Raw genomic sequence first — 17,646 nt, forward strand, 5'->3', positions numbered from 1 at the left:
CGCGCGCTCGCACCGAACCCCGTGTGAAGGGATCCACCCGTGCCCAGCATCGATCTCTCCGGCAAGGCCGCCGTCGTCACCGGCAGCGGCCGGGGCCTCGGCCTCGCCTACGCCCACGCCCTGGCCGCCCACGGCGCGTCCGTCGTCGTCAACGACATCGACGAGGCCGTGGCCGCGGCGGCCGTGAAGTCCGTCGGGGAAGCGGGCGGCAGGGCCGTCGCCGAGGTCGTCCCGGTCGGCACCTCGGAGGCCGCCGAACGGCTGGTGAACCGGGCGGTCGAGGAGTTCGGCCGGCTGGACGTCCTGGTCACCAACGCGGGCATCCTGCGCGACAAGGTGCTGTGGAAGATGTCCGACGAGGACTTCGACGCGGTGATCACCACCCACCTCAAGGGCACCTTCACCTGCGCCCGGGCCGCCGCCGTCCGGATGCGCAGGCAGGGCGAGGGCGGCTCGCTGATCCTGGTCGGCTCCCCGGCCGGCCAGCGCGGCAACTTCGGCCAGACGAACTACGCCGCCGCCAAGGCCGGCATCGCCGCCATGGCCCGTACCTGGTCGATGGAGCTGGCCCGCGCGGACATCACCGTCAACGCGATCGTGCCGGTCGCCGCGACCGCGATGACCGAGACCATCCCGGCCTTCGCCCCGTACGTCGAGGCCCTGCGCGGCGGCGAGCCGCTGCCCGGCTTCCTGCGCAAGGGCGAGGGCTTCGGCACCCCCGAGGACTGCGCGGCCCTGGTGCCCTTCCTCGCCTCCGCCGCCGCGCGCGGCGTGACCGGCCAGTGCATCGGCATCGGCGGCGACAAGGTGGCACTCTGGTCGCATCCGCAGGAGATCAGGGCGGCCTACGCCGACGGCGGCTGGACCCCCGACGCCCTCGCGGACGCCTGGCCCACCTCGGTCGGTGCCGAGCTCCAGACGGTCGGCATCCCGGCGCCGAAGCTCCCGGAGGCGTGATGGACCTGGAGTCACTGGTCGCGATCGACGTCCACACCCACGCGGAGGTGTCCTCCCACGGCCACTCCTCCCTGGACGACGACCTGCACGACGCCTCCTCCGCCTACTTCAAGGTGGAGGGCAAGCGGAAGCCGACCCTTCAGGAGACGGCCGCCTACTACCGCGAGCGGAACATGGCCGCCGTGATCTTCACGGTGGACGCCGAGTCCGCCACCGGCACCCGGCCCGTCCCCAACGAGGAGGTCGCCGAGGCGGCCGCCGCCAACGCCGACGTCCTCATCCCCTTCGCCTCCGTCGACCCCTTCCGCGGGAAGGCGGGCGTGAAGCAGGCCCGGCGGCTGGTCGAGGAGTACGGGGTGAAGGGCTTCAAGTTCCACCCGAGCATCCAGGGCTTCTTCCCCGACGACCGCGCGGTGGCCTACGGCCTGTACGAGGTGATCGAGGAGACGGGCACGATCGCCCTGTTCCACACCGGGCAGACGGGCATCGGCGCCGGCGTCCCCGGCGGGGGAGGGATCCGGCTGAAGTACTCCAACCCGCTCCACGTGGACGACGTGGCGGCCGACTTCCCCCACCTGAAGATCATCCTGGCGCACCCGTCCTTCCCCTGGCAGGACGAGGCCCTGGCCGTGGCCACGCACAAGCCCGGCGTGCACATCGACCTGTCCGGCTGGTCGCCGAAGTACTTCCCGCCGCAGCTCGTGCAGTACGCCAACACCCTGCTGAAGGACAAGGTGCTCTTCGGCTCCGACTTCCCGGTCCTCACCCCCGACCGCTGGCTCGCCGACTTCGGCAAGCTGACGATCAAGGAGGAGGTCCGGCCGAAGATCCTCAAGGAGAACGCCGCCCGCCTGCTCGGGCTGGCCACACCGCAAGGGGCGTGACATGCGCAACGAGGGACTGGGGTCGTGGCCCGCCCGCCGGGCCCGCAAGACCCCGCACCGCACCGCCCTGATCCACGGCGAGCACCCCGTCGACTACGGCACGCTGCACGCCCGCACCACGCGGCTGGCCCACGCCCTGCGCGCGAGGGGCGTGCGCCGCGGCGACCGGATCGCCTACCTCGGCCCGAACCACCCCTCCTACCTGGAGACCCTCTTCGCGGCCGGCACCCTCGGCGCGGTCTTCGTCCCCCTCAACACCCGCCTCGCCGGGCCGGAGATCGCCTACCAGCTCGCCGACTCCGGCGCCAAGGCCCTGGTCCACGGCCCCTCCCACGCCGGCCTGGTCGCGGGCCTGCCCGGCAGCACGGACGTACGGGTCTACCTGGAGGCCGGCGCGGAGTACGAGGCGGCCCTCGCCGAGGCGTCCGAGGAGCCGGTCGACGAACCCGTCGGACCCGACGACACCTGCATCATCATGTACACCTCGGGCACGACCGGCCGCCCCAAGGGCGCCATGCTCACCCACGGCAACCTCACCTGGAACGCGGTCAACGTCCTCGTCGACACCGACCTGATCGCCGACGAACGCGCCCTGGTCTGCGCCCCGCTGTTCCACACCGCGGGCCTGAACATGCTGACCCTGCCGGTGCTGCTGAAGGGCGGCGCGTGCGTCCTGGTCGAGGCCTTCGACCCGGACGCCACCCTCGACCTGATCGAACGCCACCGGATCACCTTCATGTTCGGCGTGCCGACCATGTTCGACCAGGTGGCCCGCCACCCGCGCTGGCCGGACGCCGACCTGTCCTCGCTGCGCATCCTGACCTGCGGCGGCTCCCCGGTCCCGGCCCCCCTGATCGCCGCCTACCAGGAGCGCGGCCTGACCTTCCTCCAGGGATACGGCATGACCGAGGCCGCCCCCGGCACACTCTTCCTGGACGCCGAGCACGCCGTCGGCAAGGCCGGTTCGGCGGGCGTGCCGCACTTCTTCAGCGACGTCCGCGTCGTCCGGCCGGACCTGACACCGGTCGACGTCGGGGAGGTCGGGGAGATCGTGGTGCGCGGTCCGCACGTGATGCCCGGCTACTGGGGGCTGCCCGAGGAGACGGCCGCGTCCTTCGCCGACGGCTGGTTCCGCAGCGGCGACGCCGCCCGCATCGACGAGGACGGCTACGTCCACATCGTCGACCGCCTCAAGGACATGATCATCTCCGGTGGCGAGAACGTCTACCCGGCCGAGATCGAGGACCGGCTCCTCGCCCACCCCGGCATCGCCGAGTGCGCGGTGATCGGCGTGCCCGACGCCACGTGGGGCGAGGTGCCGCGCGCGGTCGTCGTCCCGCGCGAGGGCGTCACCCTCGACCCCGGCGAGGTGCTCGCCTCCCTCGCCGGGCGCCTGGCCAAGTACAAGATCCCGAAGTCGGTGGTCCTCGCGGACGCACTCCCGCGCACCGCCTCCGGAAAGCTCCTCAAGTCCCGCGTCCGCGACCGCTACGGCAACCAGTGAGGAACCGCATGAGCATCACCGTCAACGGCCTCGACGAGCTGAAGAAGCTCGTTGGGAGCGACCTCGGCCCCAGCGAGTGGATCGAGGTCACGCAGGAGCGCATCGGCACCTTCGCCGACGCCACGGGCGACCACCAGTGGATCCACGTCGACCCCGAGCGCGCCAAGGAGGGCCCCTTCGGCGCGCCCATCGCGCACGGCTACCTCACGCTCTCCCTGTTCATCCCGCTCTTCACCGAGCTGCTGGACGTCCGGGGCGTGACCACGAAGGTCAACTACGGCCTGAACAAGGTGCGTTTCCCGTCCCCCGTGAAGGCGGGCTCCCGCATCCGCCTGACGGCCAGGCTCGCCGAGGTCGAGGACGTGCCGGGCGGCGCGCAGATCACCGTCGAGGGCACCATCGAGATCGAGGGCGGCACCAAGCCGGCGGCGGTGCTGCAGAGCCTGTCGCGGTTCTACGCCTGAGTCCGCGCGGGCACCAGGTCCAGCAGGCGTTCCGCGGCCGCCCGGGCGAGGGGCGAGAGCCGTTCGTGCACGGTCCGGAACGTCTTCTCGGCCTGTTCCGCAGGCCAGTCGTCCGGCAGGTGCTTCACCGGCAGGCGCGGGTCCCGCCGGACGATCCGCAGCCACTCCGTCTGCAGGCGCAGCCGCAGCACGAGGGCGTCGTCGGCGTCCGGCAGATCGTCCTCCCAGGGCTTCCAGCGCCGCACGAACCCCTGGTAGCCCGCGGCCAGGTCGGACAGCTCCCAGGTCTCCTCGATCATCTGGCCGATGTCCATCCCGGCGTCCGCGTGCGCCCGGAAGATCTTCACGTGGGCGGACAGCCCGAGTTCGGCCACCAGCGCCGACACGTCGATCTCGCCCGGGGCGATCCACAGGCCGTTGAACAGCGGGCCGAAGCCGCTCCAGGTCAGCTGGGAGCGCAGGTCGTGGCGCTGGCGCTGCCAGGACTCGGGCAGCGAGAAGCCGAGCAGCGTCCAGGTGCCGTCCCAGTGCCGGTTGACCGCGCCGGTCTGCCAGATGCGCCGCTCGCCGTCGCGCAGCACCGCCTCCGCGCGCCCGGTCAGCCCGAAGTACATGCGGCGGCCCTCGCGCTGGCGGCGCAGCAGGTCACGGCCCACCATGCGGGTCAGCGTGGAGCGCGTGGCCTGCTCGCCGATGCCGGCCCGGGCGAACACGTCGATGACGCTGCCCGAGTACACGCACACGTCACGGCCGAGCACCTGGTCGCCCAGGAACGTCAGCATGAGGGACTGGGGCCGCAGCGCCTCTTCACCGGTCACGCGGCCCACCGTACCTCCGCCCCGATCAGTCCGTGACCTGCCGGTACGCCGGGCGCGGGGCCTCGCCGCCCGGTCGTCCGCCGTCGCCGGCCGCGTGGGCCGCGGCCGACCCCGGGGCGAAGCCGGCGCCGAACCGTTCCGCACGGCGCAGGAGACGGACGGGTCGGCCCGGGGCGGGCGGCTGCTGCCCGGACATGAGGGTCCCGGGAGATCAGTGGTTCATGAAGGAGGTGACGAGCAGCGCCCGGGCGACGATGCTCACGTCGCCGAGCCGGCCGTGCAGGATCCGGTCGATCTCCCCGCCGAACGTCCGCCGCCCCTCGAACCGTCGTGTCCCGAAGGTGTCCAGGTACGGTGTCGCACCGCGCTGGTCGGTCGTCGACGGGCGCACGTCGTGGTTGCCCGCCAGGACGCTGTAGCCGACGCCCCGCCGGTCCGGCAGCCGGAACGCCTCGCCGAGCGCCGCGAACTCCTCGCGCGCGCCGTTCTGCGTGAGGTCGCCGAGGTGCGACAGGAAGACGATGTTCTCCTCCTCGCCGTGCTCCAGCAGGTACCGCAGCGAGGCCTCGACTGGTGCCCGGTCGATACTGGGCCCGTCGAAGAGGTACTGGGTGTCCGGCATCACGGCGAGGGTGAAGCGGCGGCCGTCCGGGTCGGCCCAGCCGTGCCTGGCCGCGCCCTCGTACTGCACCGGGCGGGTCGGGTCGTGCCGGCGCACCCAGCCGGCGGCGGCGTCGTGGCTGGCGCCGTAGTCGGACTCGTTGCCCAGCGACCAGACGATGACGCACGGGTGGTTCTTGTCGCGCAGCACCATCCGCGCGACCCGGTCGACGAAGGCGCCCAGGTAGCGCGGGTCGTCGGCGATCTCGTGCGCGTGGTCGTGGGACTCGATGCCGGCCTCGTCGACCACGTAGAAGCCCAGCTCGTCGGCCAGGTCGTACAGGGCCGGGTCGTTCGGGTAGTGCGCGGTGCGGATCGCGTTGAAGCCGAACCGCTTCAGCAGGACCAGGTCGGCGCGCAGGTCCGCGTACGGCACCGTCCGGCCGGTCAGCGGATGGAAGTCGTGCCGGTTGACGCCCCGGATGAACACCCGTTCGCCGTTGACCAGCAGGTCGCGGCCGCTGATCTCGACGTCCCGGAAGCCGACCCGGTGCCGGGAGGTGTCGGCGACGGTGCCGTCGGCGCGGTGGAGGCGGACGGTCAGGCCGTACAGCTCGGGCGTCTCGGCGTTGGCCCGGTCGAACTCCGCGTCCCGGGTGAGCGGGTGCCCGTCCAGCTCCCCGCTGACGTACCAGCCCCCGGGCAGCGCCCCGCCCGCGTACAGCAGCACCGAGCGGGTGATCCCGCCGTGCCACCACTGCTCCTGGTCCTCGACGTGCGAGGCGTCCGACCACTTGACGACGGTCAGGCGCAGCACGGACCGCTCCCCGGGGCGCACCAGGTCCGTCAGGTCGAACTCGGCGGCCAGGTGGGAGTCCTTGGAGATCCCGGCCGGGCGCCCGTCCACGTGCACCAGCAGCACGCTCTCGGCGGCCCCGACCTGGAGCACGATCCGCCGCCCCGCCCACGCGGCGGGCACGTCCAGGTCACGCTCGTACACCCCGGTCGGGTTCGCGTCCGGCACGTGGGGCGGGAACTCGGCGAACGGCATGCGGACGTTGAGGTAGCGCGGGAGGTCGTCCGTGTCCTGCAGCGTCCAGACACCCGGGACGTACGCCGAGGACCAGACCTCCCCGAGCGGGACGCCGGTCCACGGCGTGCATCGGCAGCCGCCGCCAGGAGGTCACCTCGGGCGCGTGCCACGGCCGCAGCGCGAGCAGCGGGTCGCTCGTCATCCGCGCACGGCTCCCTTCGCCAGGTCGCCGATGATCTGCCGGGCGCCGATGGCGAAGACGACCAGCAGGGGGACGAGGGCGAGCAGCGCGCCGGTCATCACCATGCCGTAGTCGGTCGTCCCGTGGGTGCCGTTGAGCTGCGAGAGGGCGACCTGCAACGTCACGTTGTCCGGGTCGGTGAGCGCGATCAGCGGCCAGGCGTAGTCGTTCCACTGGCCCATGAAGGTGAAGATGCCGAGGAACGCCAGGCCCGGGCGGACCACCGGCAGCGCCACGTGCCAGTACTGGCGCAGGAACCCCGCCCCGTCGAGCCTGGAGGCGTCGATGAGTTCGTCGTGGATGGCGCTCTTCATGTACTGGCGCATCCAGAAGATGCCGAACGCGTTGGCCGCCGCCGGCACGATCAGCGAGGTCATCGACCCGATCCAGCCCAGCTTCGCCATGATCACGAACTGCGGGATGGCCTGGAGCTGCATCGGCACCATGAAGATGAGCATCAGCAGCGCGAACAGCACCCGCTTGCCGGGGAAGGCGAACTTGGCGAAGACGAACGCCGAGAGGGAGTCGAAGAAGAGCACCAGCGCCGTCACGGACACGGCGACGAGCAGCGAGTTGAGCATCGAGCCGAAGAAGTCGACGGTGTCGAAGAGGTTGCGGACGTTCTCCGTGAAGTGCGAGCCCGGCAGCAGCTTGGGCGGGTAGGAGAAGATCTCGGTCGACGTGTGCGTCGACATCACGACCGCCCAGTAGAACGGGAAGGCCGACAGCAGCAGGCCGCACACGAGGACCGCGTGCAGCGCGATGCCCCGGCCGCGGTGACCCTTGATGGATGCCATGGTGACCCTGCCTCCCTAGTCTTCGCCCCGGCGCTGGACCAGGCGCCAGTTGATGATCGAGAAGAGGACGACGACGAGGAAGATGCCCCAGGCCACGGCGGCGCCGTAGCCGAAGTCGTTGTTGTCGAACGTCTGCTGGAAGAAGTAGAGGACCATCGTCCGGCCGGCGTGGTCGGGGCCGCCCGAGAACGTGGACTCGTTCGCCGTGGTCTGCAGCAGGACCTGCGGTTCGGCGAAGCTCTGCAGTCCGGTGACCGTGGAGACGACGAGCACGAACAGCAGGGTCGGCCGCAGCAGCGGCAGCGTGACCCGGAAGAATGTCTGCACGGGGCCGGCGCCGTCGATCCGGGCCGCCTCGTACATCTCGCCGGGGATGGTCTGCAGACCGGCGAGGAAGATGATCGCGTTGTAGCCGGTCCACTGCCAGGTCATCAGCGTCGCGATGGCGACCTTGATGCCCCACGGCGTGTTCAGCCAGGCCACCTGGTCCAGGCCGACGGCCTGCAGCAGGGCGTTCGTCAGGCCGAAGTTCGTGGAGAACACCGAGCCGAAGACGATCGCGACGGCGACGATCGAGGTGACGTTGGGGAGGAAGTAGGCGAACCGGTAGACGTTCTTGAAGCGCACCGCGGAGTTGAGCATCACGGCCGTCACCATCGCCAGGAAGATCATGGGGAAGGTGGCCAGCGCCCAGATGACCAGCGTGTTGCCGATGGAGCTCCAGAAGTCGGTGTCTCCGACCAGGTAGCGGAACTGCGCCAGGCCCGCCCACTCCATCGCGCCCAGCCCGTCCCAGCGGTGGAAGGACAGGTAGAGCGAGAAGCCGACGGGGACCAGGCCGAAGCAGAGGAAGAGGAGGTAGAAGGGGGAGATCGCGGCGTAGAGCCGCCAGTGGCTCAGGACGCCCTTCCTGCGGTGGGCGACGGGCGTGCCGGTCACGGCCGCCGGGGCCTTCTCGACCGCGGGTACGGTGGCCATCAGTACGCCACCCCCAGGTGGTCCGCGATGCGCCGGCACTTGCCCATGGCGTCCCCCCAGGCCTTCGCAGGGTCCTTGCCGAGGACGCCGACGTTCTTGATCTCGTCGCGGACGGGCTGCCCGAGCGCGATGTCGTACGGGCTGTTGTAGGCCACCGGGATCCTCTCGGCCGCCGGGCCGTAGACGTCCATGGTGATCTGGCCGCCGAAGAACGGGTCCGGCTCGCGCAGCTTGCGCATCGCGTACGAGGCCGGGGTCGACGGGAAGAGGCCCGTGTCGACGAAGCCCTGGGCCTGGTTGTCCGCGTCGAGCATCCAGGTGATGATCTCGAAGGCCCGCTCGGGCTCCCGGCACGCCTTCGTGATCGCCAGGAACGAGCCGCCGACGTTGGACGGGCCGCCCGGGCAGTCGGCCACCCGCCACCTGCCCTTCGTCTTCGGCAGGCCGAGCTTGAGGTCACCGGCGGCCCAGGAGGCGTTGAGCTGGCTGGGCAGCAGTCCCCGCTCGGCGGCCGAGTTCCAGTCCGGTGTGCCGCTGACGATGTCCGACACGAGTCCGCGCCGCTTGGCCTCGACGGCCCGGTCCCAGCAGGCGCGGACGTGCTCGCCGTCCCCGATGAAGTGCCGCTCCTTGTCGACGAACCGGGTGGTGCCCTGCCCGAGGGACATCTCGAAGACGCTGCCCACGTCGGTGAGCAGGAACGACCCGGGCACCCGCTTCCGCAGCCGCTCGCCGGCGGCGAAGAACCTCTCCCACGTGTCCAGCTCCCGGGAGACGTCGGCCGGGTGGTACGGCAGCCCGGCCTTCTCGAAGACGGCCGGCTGGTAGTAGTGCACGACCGGGCCCACGTCGATGGGGAACCCGACCAGGCTGCCGTCGTCGGCGACGCCCTGCTGCCACTTCCACTCCAGATAGCGGCCCTTGAGCCTCTCGGCACCCAGCGTCCGCAGGTCCACGAACTGGCCGGCGTTCGGCAGGTAGGAGGCCATGTCCTCGCCCTTGAGGCCCGCGATGTCGGGGATGTGGGCCCGGCCGGCCATGGTGGTGATCAGCTTGGACCGGTAGTAGCCGCCGATCTGCTGGGCCTTGAGGTCGACGTCCTCGCCGTAGCGGGCCTTGGCGTTCTCGACGACGGTGTCGCTCAGTCCGCCGCTCCAGTACCACAGGACCATGGTCCGGCCGGTCGAGCCGGCCGGAACGGCGCAACCGGTCGCCAGGCCGCCCAGTGCCGTGGCGGCCGTACCGGCCAGGCCCGCGCGCAGCAGGCCTCTTCGTGAGAGCCGCACAGCTCCCACCGCCTTTCGGATCTGTTCGTGACTTCGCTTGAGAGGGGACACACAAGGGGCGTGGGGGGGGGGAGTCAGTGCTGCCGTGCGGGGGGCGTGACGGGGGCGTACGCGACCGGCGGCCCGGGGTCCTCCGGGAGCCGGTCCGCGAGGAAGCCGTACGCCCGCCTGAGTGCGGGGTCGGTCAGCGAGCGCCACCAGCGGTCGACGCCGTACCAGCCCGGGGCGGCGAGCGCCCCGCCGTGGTGGCGGACCGACAGCCCGGCGGCGAGGACCGCGAACCGCAGCCGCTGCTCCAGCGGCCAGCCGCCGAGCGAGGCCGCGACGAAGCTCGCGCCGAAGACGTCGCCGGCGCCGGTGGCGTCCAGGGCGTCGACGTCGAGCGCGGGGACCTCCGCGTACTCGCCGGTGAGCTGGTCGACGGCGAGCGCGCCGTCCCGGCCCCGGGTCACGACCGCCACCGGCACCAGCTCGGCGAGGGTGCCGAGCGCCGCGACCGCGCTGTCGGTGCGGGTGTAGGCCATCGCCTCGGACTCGTTGGGCAGGAAGGCGTGGCACAGGGCGAGCTGGTCCAGCAGCTCCCGGGACCACTCCTGGGTGGGGTCCCAGCCGACGTCGGCGTAGATCCGGGTGCCGTTCGCCGCGGCCTTGGCGAGCCAGGCGCGCGGCTCGGCCTCCAGGTGGACCAGGGCGGTGCGCGCCGGGGGCGGGTCGCCCATCAGCACGTCCTGGGAGAACGGCGGTTCCTGGCCGTGGGTGAGCAGGGCCCGGTCGCCGCCGTACGCGACGGAGACGGTGACCGGGGTGGGCCAGCCGCGCGCCGTGCGGGAGAGCGAGAGGTCGACGTCCTCCTGACCGGCGAGGACCTCCCGGCAGTACGCGCCGTAGAAGTCGTCGCCGAACACGGTCCCGAGCCAGGTGCGCAGGCCGAAACGGGCGGCGGCCACGGCGAGGTTCGCGATGCCGCCCGGGCCGCAGCCCATGCCCGCCGTCCAGAGTTCCTCGCCCGGTGCCGGCGGCTTGTCCAGGCCCGTGAGCACGAGGTCGTAGAAGAGCAGCCCGGTCAGCAGCACATGGGGCCGGTCGTCGTCCACGGATGGGTCCTCTCGCTCGGGGCTTCGCCGGAGATCGTCAAAACCCTTCATTTCTGTGAGCGGAATCGTGCGCCGCTCAACGAGATTGGTCAATACCCGAGCAGAAATGAGCATGGCGATGATTGGAGATGACGAGTAATGTGCACGGCGTGCTGGCAGAACGACGACACCAACTCATCCTGCGGGCCCTGCGCTCAGGCGGCCCCGCAGCTGTGACCGACCTCTCCGAGCAACTGGGCGTGAGTCCGGCCACCATCCGGCGCGACCTGGTGAAACTGGAGGAGGACGGCCTGCTGACCCGGGTCCACGGCGGCGCCGTGGTCGAGGAGGGCGACCAGCCCTTCGCCGAGGTCGCCGAGGTGCGCGTCGCCGAGAAGGACGCCATAGCCGAACGGGCCGCGGCGATGATCGGCGACGGCCAGTCGGTGCTGCTGGACATCGGGACCACCGCCTACCGCCTGGCCCGGCAGCTGCACGGCCGCCGGCTCACCGTCATCACCAGCAACCTGGTCGTCTACGAGGAACTCGCCGACGACGAGGGCATCGAGCTGGTCCTGCTCGGCGGCATGGTCCGCCGCGAGTACCGCTCGCTGGTCGGCTTCCTCACCGAGGACAACCTGCGCCAGCTGCATGCCGACTGGCTGTTCCTCGGCACCAGCGGCGTGCGCCCCGGCGGCCAGGTCATGGACACCACGGTCGTGGAGGTGCCGGTCAAGAGGGCCATGATCCGGGCCGGTGAGAAGGTCGTGCTGCTGGCCGACGCGGCGAAGTTCCCGGGGCACGGCATGGCGAAGGTCTGCGGTCCCGAGGACCTGGACGTGGTGGTGACGAACGAGCCGCCGGACGCGGCGACGCGCGCCTCCCTGGAGGAAGCGGGCGTCGAGGTCGTCGTGGCGGGAAGGGTCCGGACGTGAACCCTTTCCCGGCCGTTTCGGCAGGGCCGCCGGTCCGGGCCGCCCGCTCCCGCGGCGCACGGCGAGGTCTCCCGCCCCCGGCCGCCGGGCCGCGGCGGACCCGGGACGCAGCACAGCGAACGAGGCGGCGCGTGCCCGGTGCTCCCGGCGCGCGGCGCGCAGTCAACCCAGTCGGAGGAACCCGGTGAAACTGACGATTCTGGGCGGCGGAGGATTCCGCGTGCCCCTGGTGTACGGGGCGCTCCTCCAGGACCACGCCGAGGGCCGGGTGACCCACGTCGTCCTGCACGATCTCGACGCCGCACGGCTCTCCGCGGTGACCCGGGTCCTCGCCGAGCAGGCGGCCGGCGTCCCCGACGCCCCCGGGGTGAGCGCCACCACCGACCTGGACGAGGCGCTGCGCGGCGCCGACTTCGTCTTCTCCGCGATCCGCGTCGGTGGCCTGGAGGGCCGGGCGAACGACGAGCGCGTGGCCCTGGCCGAGGGCGTCCTGGGGCAGGAGACGGTCGGCGCCGGCGGCATCGCCTACGGGCTGCGCACCGTCCCGGTCGCCGTCGGCATCGCCCGGCGGGTGGCCCGGCTCGCGCCCGAGGCGTGGGTCATCAACTTCACCAACCCGGCCGGCCTGGTCACCGAGGCCATGTCCCGCCACCTCGGCGACCGCGTCATCGGCATCTGCGACTCCCCGGTCGGCCTCGGCCGCCGCATCGCCCGCGTGCTCGGCGCGGACCCGAAGGAGGCGTGGATCGACTACGTCGGACTCAACCACCTCGGCTGGGTGCGCGGCCTGCGCGTCGCCGGCCGGGACGAGCTCCCGCGCCTGCTCGCCGACCCCCGCCTGCTCGGCTCCTTCGAGGAGGGCAAGCTCTTCGGCGCCGACTGGCTGCGCTCCCTGGGCGCGATCCCCAACGAGTACCTGCACTACTACTACTTCAACCGCGAGGCCGTCCGCGCCTACCAGCAGGCCGAGAAGACCCGGGGCGCCTTCCTGCGCGAGCAGCAGGCCCGCTTCTACGCCGAGATGCGCGACCCCGAGGCCCCCGCGTGGAAGGTCTGGGACGAGACCCGCGCCGAGCGCGAGGCCACGTACATGGCCGAGAACCGCGAGAGCGCGGGTGCCGGCGAACGCGACGAGGACGACCTGTCCGGCGGCTACGAGAAGGTGGCCCTCGCCCTGATGCGGGCCATCGCCCGGGACGAACGGGCGACCCTGATCCTCAACGTCCGCAACCGGCACACCCTGTCGGTTTTGGACCCGGACGCCGTGATCGAGGTCCCCTGCCTCGTCGACGCCAACGGCGCGCACCCCGTCACCGTCGACCCGCTGCCCGGCCACGCCACCGGCCTGGTCTGCGCGGTCAAGGCCGTCGAGCGCGAAGTCCTGGCCGCGGCCGACTCCGGCTCCCGCGCCACCGCCGTCAAGGCCTTCGCGCTGCACCCGCTCGTCGACTCCGTCAACGTGGCCCGCCGGCTGGTGGAGGGCTACACCGCGGTCCATCCCGGGCTCGCGTACCTTGGGTGACGCCACTCGGTAAGCGCTTTCCCGCCCGCTCTTCCCGTTTCCTGGAGACACGCCCATGCACGACGAAAGCCGCCGGATCGAAGAACGCGTCCAGCGCCTCCACGACCAGCGCATCAAGGCCGCGGTCTACGCGGCCACCGTCCCCTTCCGGGTGGAGGCCTGGCAGGCCCCGGGCGAACCGGTGCCCTTCGAGGAGGCGGCCGCGGCGTCCTACGAGCCGTTCGCCATGGGCACCCCCTGGGGCCCGCCCTGGGGGACCACCTGGTTCCGCATGCGCGGCCGGGTCCCCGAGGAGTGGGCGGGCAAGCGCGTCGAGGCGGTCATCGACCTCGGCTTCACCGGCGACTGGCCCGGCAACCAGGCCGAGGCCCTGGTCCACCGCGCCGACGGCACCCCGCTGAAGGCCGTCAACCCGCTCAACCAGTACGTGGCGATCGCCAACCCCGCGCGGGGCGGCGAGACGGTCGACTACCTGGTCGAGGCCGCCTCCAACCCGGACATCCTCGCCGACGACTTCGCCAGGCCCACGCCCCTCGGCGACAAGCGCACCGCGGGCGACCGGCCCCTCTACACCTTCCGCAGCGCCGACATCGCCGTCCTGGACGAGGAGGTCTGGCACCTCGACCTCGACGTCCAGGTGCTGCGCGAGCTGATGCTGGAGCTCGGCGCCCACGACCCGCGCCGGCACGAGATCGCCCACGCCCTCGACCGGGCGATGGACCTGCTCGACCTCGACGACGTCTCCGGCTCCGCCACCGCCGTGCGCGAGGCACTGAAGCCGGTGCTGTCCAAGCCCGCGCACGCCAGCGCCCACACGGTCTCCGGCGTCGGCCACGCCCACATCGACTCCGCCTGGCTCTGGCCGATCCGCGAGACCAAGCGCAAGACGTCCCGCACCTTCTCCAACGTCACGTCCCTGGCCGACGAGTACGAGGACTTCGTCTTCGCCTGCTCCCAGGCCCAGCAGTACGAGTGGGTGCGCGACCACTACCCCAAGGTCTGGGCCCGGATCCAGGAGTCCGTGAAGAAGGGCCAGTGGGCGCCGGTCGGGGGCATGTGGGTCGAGTCCGACGGCAACCTGCCCGGCGGCGAGGCCGTCGCCCGCCAGTTCGTCCACGGCAAGCGGTTCTTCATGGACCACTTCGGCATCGAGACCAAGGGCGTCTGGCTGCCGGACTCCTTCGGCTACAACGCGGCCTACCCGCAGATCGCCAAGCTCGCCGGCAACGAGTGGTTCCTCACCCAGAAGATCTCCTGGAACCAGACCAACACGTTCCCCCACCACACCTTCTGGTGGGAGGGCATCGACGGCACCCGCATCTTCACGCACTTCCCGCCCGTCGACACCTACAACGCCCGCTTCAGCGGCGAGGAGATGTCCCGCGCGGTCCGCAACTACCGGGAGAAGGGCGGCGCCACCCGCTCCCTGGCCCCCTTCGGCTGGGGCGACGGCGGTGGCGGCCCCACCCGCGAGATCATGGAACGCGCCCGCCGGCTGGCCGACCTGGAGGGCTCCCCCAGGGTCGTCGTCGAACACCCCGACGACTTCTTCGCCAAGGCCCGCGCGGAGTACCCGGACGCGCCCGTGTGGGTCGGCGAGCTCTATCTGGAGCTGCACCGCGCCACCTACACCTCCCAGGCCCGCACCAAGCAGGGCAACCGCCGCTCCGAGCACCTGCTGCGCGAGGCCGAGCTGTGGGCCACCACGGCCGCGCTGCACGCGCCGGGCTACGCCTACCCGTACGAGAAGCTGGACCGGCTGTGGAAGACGGTGCTGCTGCACCAGTTCCACGACATCCTGCCCGGCTCCTCCATCGCCTGGGTCCACCGCGAGGCGGAGGCCGAGTACGCGCGCGTGGCCGGGGAGCTGCGGGCGCTGACCGACGAGGCGCTGGCCGCGCTCGGCGCCGGCGGACCGCGCGTCTTCAACGCCGGCCCCTGCGACCGGGCCGAGGTGATCCGCACCGCCGACGGCGCACCGGTGTACGTCGAGGTGCCCGCGAGCGGATCCGCGCCCCTCACCGCGGCCGAGCCGCCGCACCCCGTGACGGTGAACGGCCGGGTGCTCGACAACGGACTGGTCCGCGTCGAGGTCGCCGAGGACGGCACCCTGGCGTCGGTGTACGACCTGCGCGCCGGCCGCGAGGTCCTCGCCGAGCCGGGCAACCTGCTCCGCCTGCACACCGACCTGCCCAACTACTGGGACGCCTGGGACATCGACAAGCACTACAAGAACCGCTACACCGACCTTCTGGACGCCTCCTGTGTCACCGTCGTCGAACAGGACCCGCTGATCGGCGCGGTCCGCGTCGAGCGGGACTTCGGCAAGGGCTCGAAGATCACCCAGACGATCACCGTCCGCGCCGGCAGCCCCCGCATCGACATCGAGACGGACATCGACTGGCACGAGACCGAGAAGATCCTCAAGGCCGCCTTCCCGGTCGACATCCGCGCCGCGCACTCCTCCGCCGAGATCCAGTTCGGCCACATCCAGCGCCCCACCCACACCAACACCAGCTGGGAGGCGGCCCGCTTCGAGGTCTCCGGCCACCGCTGGGTCCACATCGGCGAACCCGGCTACGGCGTCGCGGTCATCAACGACTCCACCTACGGCCACGACGTCTCGCGCACGGTCCGCGAGGACGGCGGCACCACCACCACCGTCCGTCTCAGCCTGGTCCGCGCCCCGCGCATCCCGGACCCGGAGGCCGACCAGGGACGCCACCGCTTCACCTACGCGCTGCTGCCGGGGGCGCGCATCGAGGACGCCGTCGCCGAGGGCTACGCCCTCAACCTCCCGCTGCGGGTGGCCGAGGCGGCCGGCGCCCCGGAACCGGTCGTCTCCGTCGAGGGCGAGGGCGTCACCGTGGAGGCGGTCAAGCTCGCCGACGACACCTCCGGCGACGTCGTGGTCCGGCTCTACGAGTCCCGCGGCGGCCGCGCCACCGGCGTCCTGCGCACCGGATTCCCCCTGGCCGCGGCCCAGATCACCGACCTGCTGGAGCGTCCGCTGGAGGACGCGGACCTCAGCGACGGCGGTGTCGCCGTCTCGCTGCGGCCGTTCCAGATCCTGACCCTGCGCCTGCGCAGGGGCTGACCCATGGCCGTGCAACCGTGGTTCACCCGCGCGGCGCTCGGCGTCCGCGGTCTGCTCACCGGGGTGCGCCGCGTCTCGGTCCTGGGCAGCGGCAGGGAACTCGCCCACGAGGTCACCGGCGGCCTCCACGAGACCCCCGGCGTCCTGTGGATCCAGCCCCCCGGCGCGGCCGACCTCGACCCGCACGCCACCGTGCTGGCCGTCGAACTGGAAGGAGAACTGCGGCTGTACCGGGGCCCGGGCCGTTTCTGACCCGCACCGGACCCGGGGCGGTCCGCGGCCGCTACGTGGGCAGCCCCGTGGGGCGCGGGACGCTCGCGGCGAGGTCCTGAAGGGGCGGCGTCCCGGCCGCGTCGACGGCCCCGGCCGGCCCGGCCGGGGCGGGCACCGCCGCAAGCGGCTCGGACGCCTCCGGGCGTTGCTGCGGCAGCGACACCGGCCGCAGCGGGCGCGGTCCCGACACCACCGTGTAGTCCTGCCCCAGGAACGGCGGGACCACCTCGCCCGGGTCCTCCCCGAGCGCCAGCTGCACCGCCGCCCAAGGGGCGTTGACCCCGCACAGGGACAGCTGGTGCAGGCCGCCGGCCGGGCGGGTGTTCACGTCCATCAGGACCGGCCAGTCGCCGAACATCCGGAACTGGATGTTGGACAGGTGGTGCAGACCGAAGCCCTCGGCGATCCGGCGGGCCGGGTCCAGCCACTGCTCGTGCAGGGTGAAGCCGCGCCGGCGGCCGTTCTTGGTGCGGCCGATGGCCATGCGGATGCGGTTGTCCGGCCCGGTCAGGCAGTCCACCGACACCTCCGGCTGCTCCAGACGCGGCATCACCAGCCAGTCCACCGGCTCCTCGGCCCGCCACAGCGCCTCCAGCACCAGATCCAGCGGTACGTACGGGCTCGGGAACCCGCTCAGGTGCACCATCGAGAAGGGCGAGCGCGTGATCACGCGGAAGCCCACCCCGCCGGCCCCGGACGCGGGCTTGAAGCACGCCTTGTGCCCGGCGGCCTCCAACTCCTCGACAGCCGCGACGAGTTCGTCCGCCGAGCGGACCCGCCACCACGGCGGCACCGGCACCCCGATGGCCTGGACCGCCTCGTAGGCGATCACCTTGTCCCGGAACACGGCCACCGCCTCGGGCGGCGGCGCCAGCACCGCCGTCCCGGCCGCCTCGAACTCGGCGCGGTGGGCCACGATCGCCGACTGGTGCAGCCGGGGCACGAACACGTCGATCCCGCGCCGGGCGCACTGGTCCAGCGCGTACTCGACGTACCCGGCCGGGGACAGGCCCTCGGGCTCCAGCTCGGCGGTGTCGGCGGCGGCCAGCACGGGCGAGTCGGGGTCGCCGTGGGTGGCGTGGATCTCGACGGCCCGGTCGCTGGGATTTCTCCGCAGCTGGTCCATGAAGAACACGTTCTCCGCGTACGTGCGGTTGAGCCAGACGCGTACGCGAGAGACCATG

The 17,646-nt window shown here is 72.1% G+C and carries 13 protein-coding genes and 2 pseudogenes; 8 read left to right on the forward strand and 7 right to left on the reverse strand.

The features are described from left to right. Nucleotides 1-39: 39 nt before the first annotated feature. Genes AC07DA_RS17485 through AC07DA_RS17500 form a run of 4 tightly spaced genes read left to right on the forward strand, consistent with a single transcriptional unit; the run spans nt 40 to nt 3,809 of the window. Nucleotides 40-957, forward strand: a complete 918-nt coding sequence (locus AC07DA_RS17485) for an SDR family oxidoreductase (protein ID WP_479129036.1) — start codon at nt 40-42, stop codon at nt 955-957. Continuing rightward, a complete protein-coding gene (locus AC07DA_RS17490) occupies nt 957-1,841 on the forward strand; it encodes an amidohydrolase family protein (RefSeq protein WP_479129037.1) in 885 nt (294 codons plus the stop codon). The genes AC07DA_RS17485 and AC07DA_RS17490 overlap by 1 nt, the downstream gene beginning before the upstream one ends. Before the next feature lies 1 nt (nt 1,842). Further along, a complete protein-coding gene (locus AC07DA_RS17495) occupies nt 1,843-3,345 on the forward strand; it encodes an acyl-CoA synthetase (RefSeq protein WP_479129038.1) in 1,503 nt (500 codons plus the stop codon). 8 nt (nt 3,346-3,353) lie between these two features. Then, nucleotides 3,354-3,809 (forward strand): MaoC family dehydratase, encoded by a 456-nt coding sequence (locus AC07DA_RS17500; protein ID WP_479129039.1) that lies wholly within the window; start codon nt 3,354-3,356, stop codon nt 3,807-3,809. Here the strand turns inward: AC07DA_RS17500 and AC07DA_RS17505 are convergent. From AC07DA_RS17505 to AC07DA_RS17530, 6 genes and pseudogenes are all read right to left on the reverse strand, one after another. Then, on the reverse strand, nt 3,800-4,627 hold the full coding sequence (locus AC07DA_RS17505) for a PaaX family transcriptional regulator (protein WP_479129040.1): 828 nt from the start codon (nt 4,625-4,627) through the stop codon (nt 3,800-3,802). The genes AC07DA_RS17500 and AC07DA_RS17505 overlap by 10 nt on opposite strands. 649 nt (nt 4,628-5,276) lie before the next feature. After that, nucleotides 5,277-6,462 (reverse strand): annotated as a pseudogene (locus AC07DA_RS17510) (glycoside hydrolase family 2 TIM barrel-domain containing protein); the annotation flags it as partial. Then, nucleotides 6,459-7,298, reverse strand: a complete 840-nt coding sequence (locus tag AC07DA_RS17515; protein ID WP_479129041.1) for a carbohydrate ABC transporter permease — start codon at nt 7,296-7,298, stop codon at nt 6,459-6,461. The gene AC07DA_RS17515 and the pseudogene AC07DA_RS17510, both read right to left, overlap by 4 nt. Nucleotides 7,299-7,313: 15 nt before the next feature. Further along, nucleotides 7,314-8,276 (reverse strand): carbohydrate ABC transporter permease, encoded by a 963-nt coding sequence (locus tag AC07DA_RS17520; RefSeq protein WP_479129042.1) that lies wholly within the window; start codon nt 8,274-8,276, stop codon nt 7,314-7,316. Then, nucleotides 8,276-9,562, reverse strand: coding sequence for an ABC transporter substrate-binding protein (locus tag AC07DA_RS17525; RefSeq protein ID WP_479129043.1), 1,287 nt, complete (start codon nt 9,560-9,562; stop codon nt 8,276-8,278). The genes AC07DA_RS17520 and AC07DA_RS17525 overlap by 1 nt, the downstream gene beginning before the upstream one ends. Nucleotides 9,563-9,636: 74 nt before the next feature. Next, the gene (locus tag AC07DA_RS17530) at nt 9,637-10,656 is read right to left on the reverse strand and encodes a carbohydrate kinase family protein (protein ID WP_479129044.1); all 1,020 of its coding nucleotides are present in this window, start codon (nt 10,654-10,656) and stop codon (nt 9,637-9,639) included. Nucleotides 10,657-10,805: 149 nt separating this feature from the next. Between AC07DA_RS17530 and AC07DA_RS17535 the strand changes: the two genes are divergently transcribed. From AC07DA_RS17535 to AC07DA_RS17550, 4 genes and pseudogenes are all read left to right on the forward strand, one after another. Then, on the forward strand, nt 10,806-11,570 hold the full coding sequence (locus tag AC07DA_RS17535; RefSeq protein WP_479129045.1) for a DeoR/GlpR family DNA-binding transcription regulator: 765 nt from the start codon (nt 10,806-10,808) through the stop codon (nt 11,568-11,570). Nucleotides 11,571-11,754: 184 nt separating this feature from the next. Continuing rightward, the gene (locus AC07DA_RS17540; protein WP_479129046.1) at nt 11,755-13,092 is read left to right on the forward strand and encodes a 6-phospho-beta-glucosidase; all 1,338 of its coding nucleotides are present in this window, start codon (nt 11,755-11,757) and stop codon (nt 13,090-13,092) included. Nucleotides 13,093-13,147: 55 nt separating this feature from the next. After that, on the forward strand, nt 13,148-16,189 hold the full coding sequence (locus AC07DA_RS17545; protein ID WP_479129047.1) for an alpha-mannosidase: 3,042 nt from the start codon (nt 13,148-13,150) through the stop codon (nt 16,187-16,189). A gap of 27 nt (nt 16,190-16,216) precedes the next feature. Beyond that, nucleotides 16,217-16,441, forward strand: a pseudogene (locus AC07DA_RS17550) (alpha-L-fucosidase); the annotation flags it as partial. A 31-nt stretch (nt 16,442-16,472) separates the two neighbouring features. On the opposite strand, the gene AC07DA_RS17555 reads toward AC07DA_RS17550, so the two are convergent. Then, a complete protein-coding gene (locus tag AC07DA_RS17555; protein WP_479129048.1) occupies nt 16,473-17,645 on the reverse strand; it encodes an ATP-grasp domain-containing protein in 1,173 nt (390 codons plus the stop codon). Nucleotide 17,646 lies beyond the last annotated feature (1 nt).

The organism is Streptomyces sp. NPDC044921 (assembly GCF_056432865.1).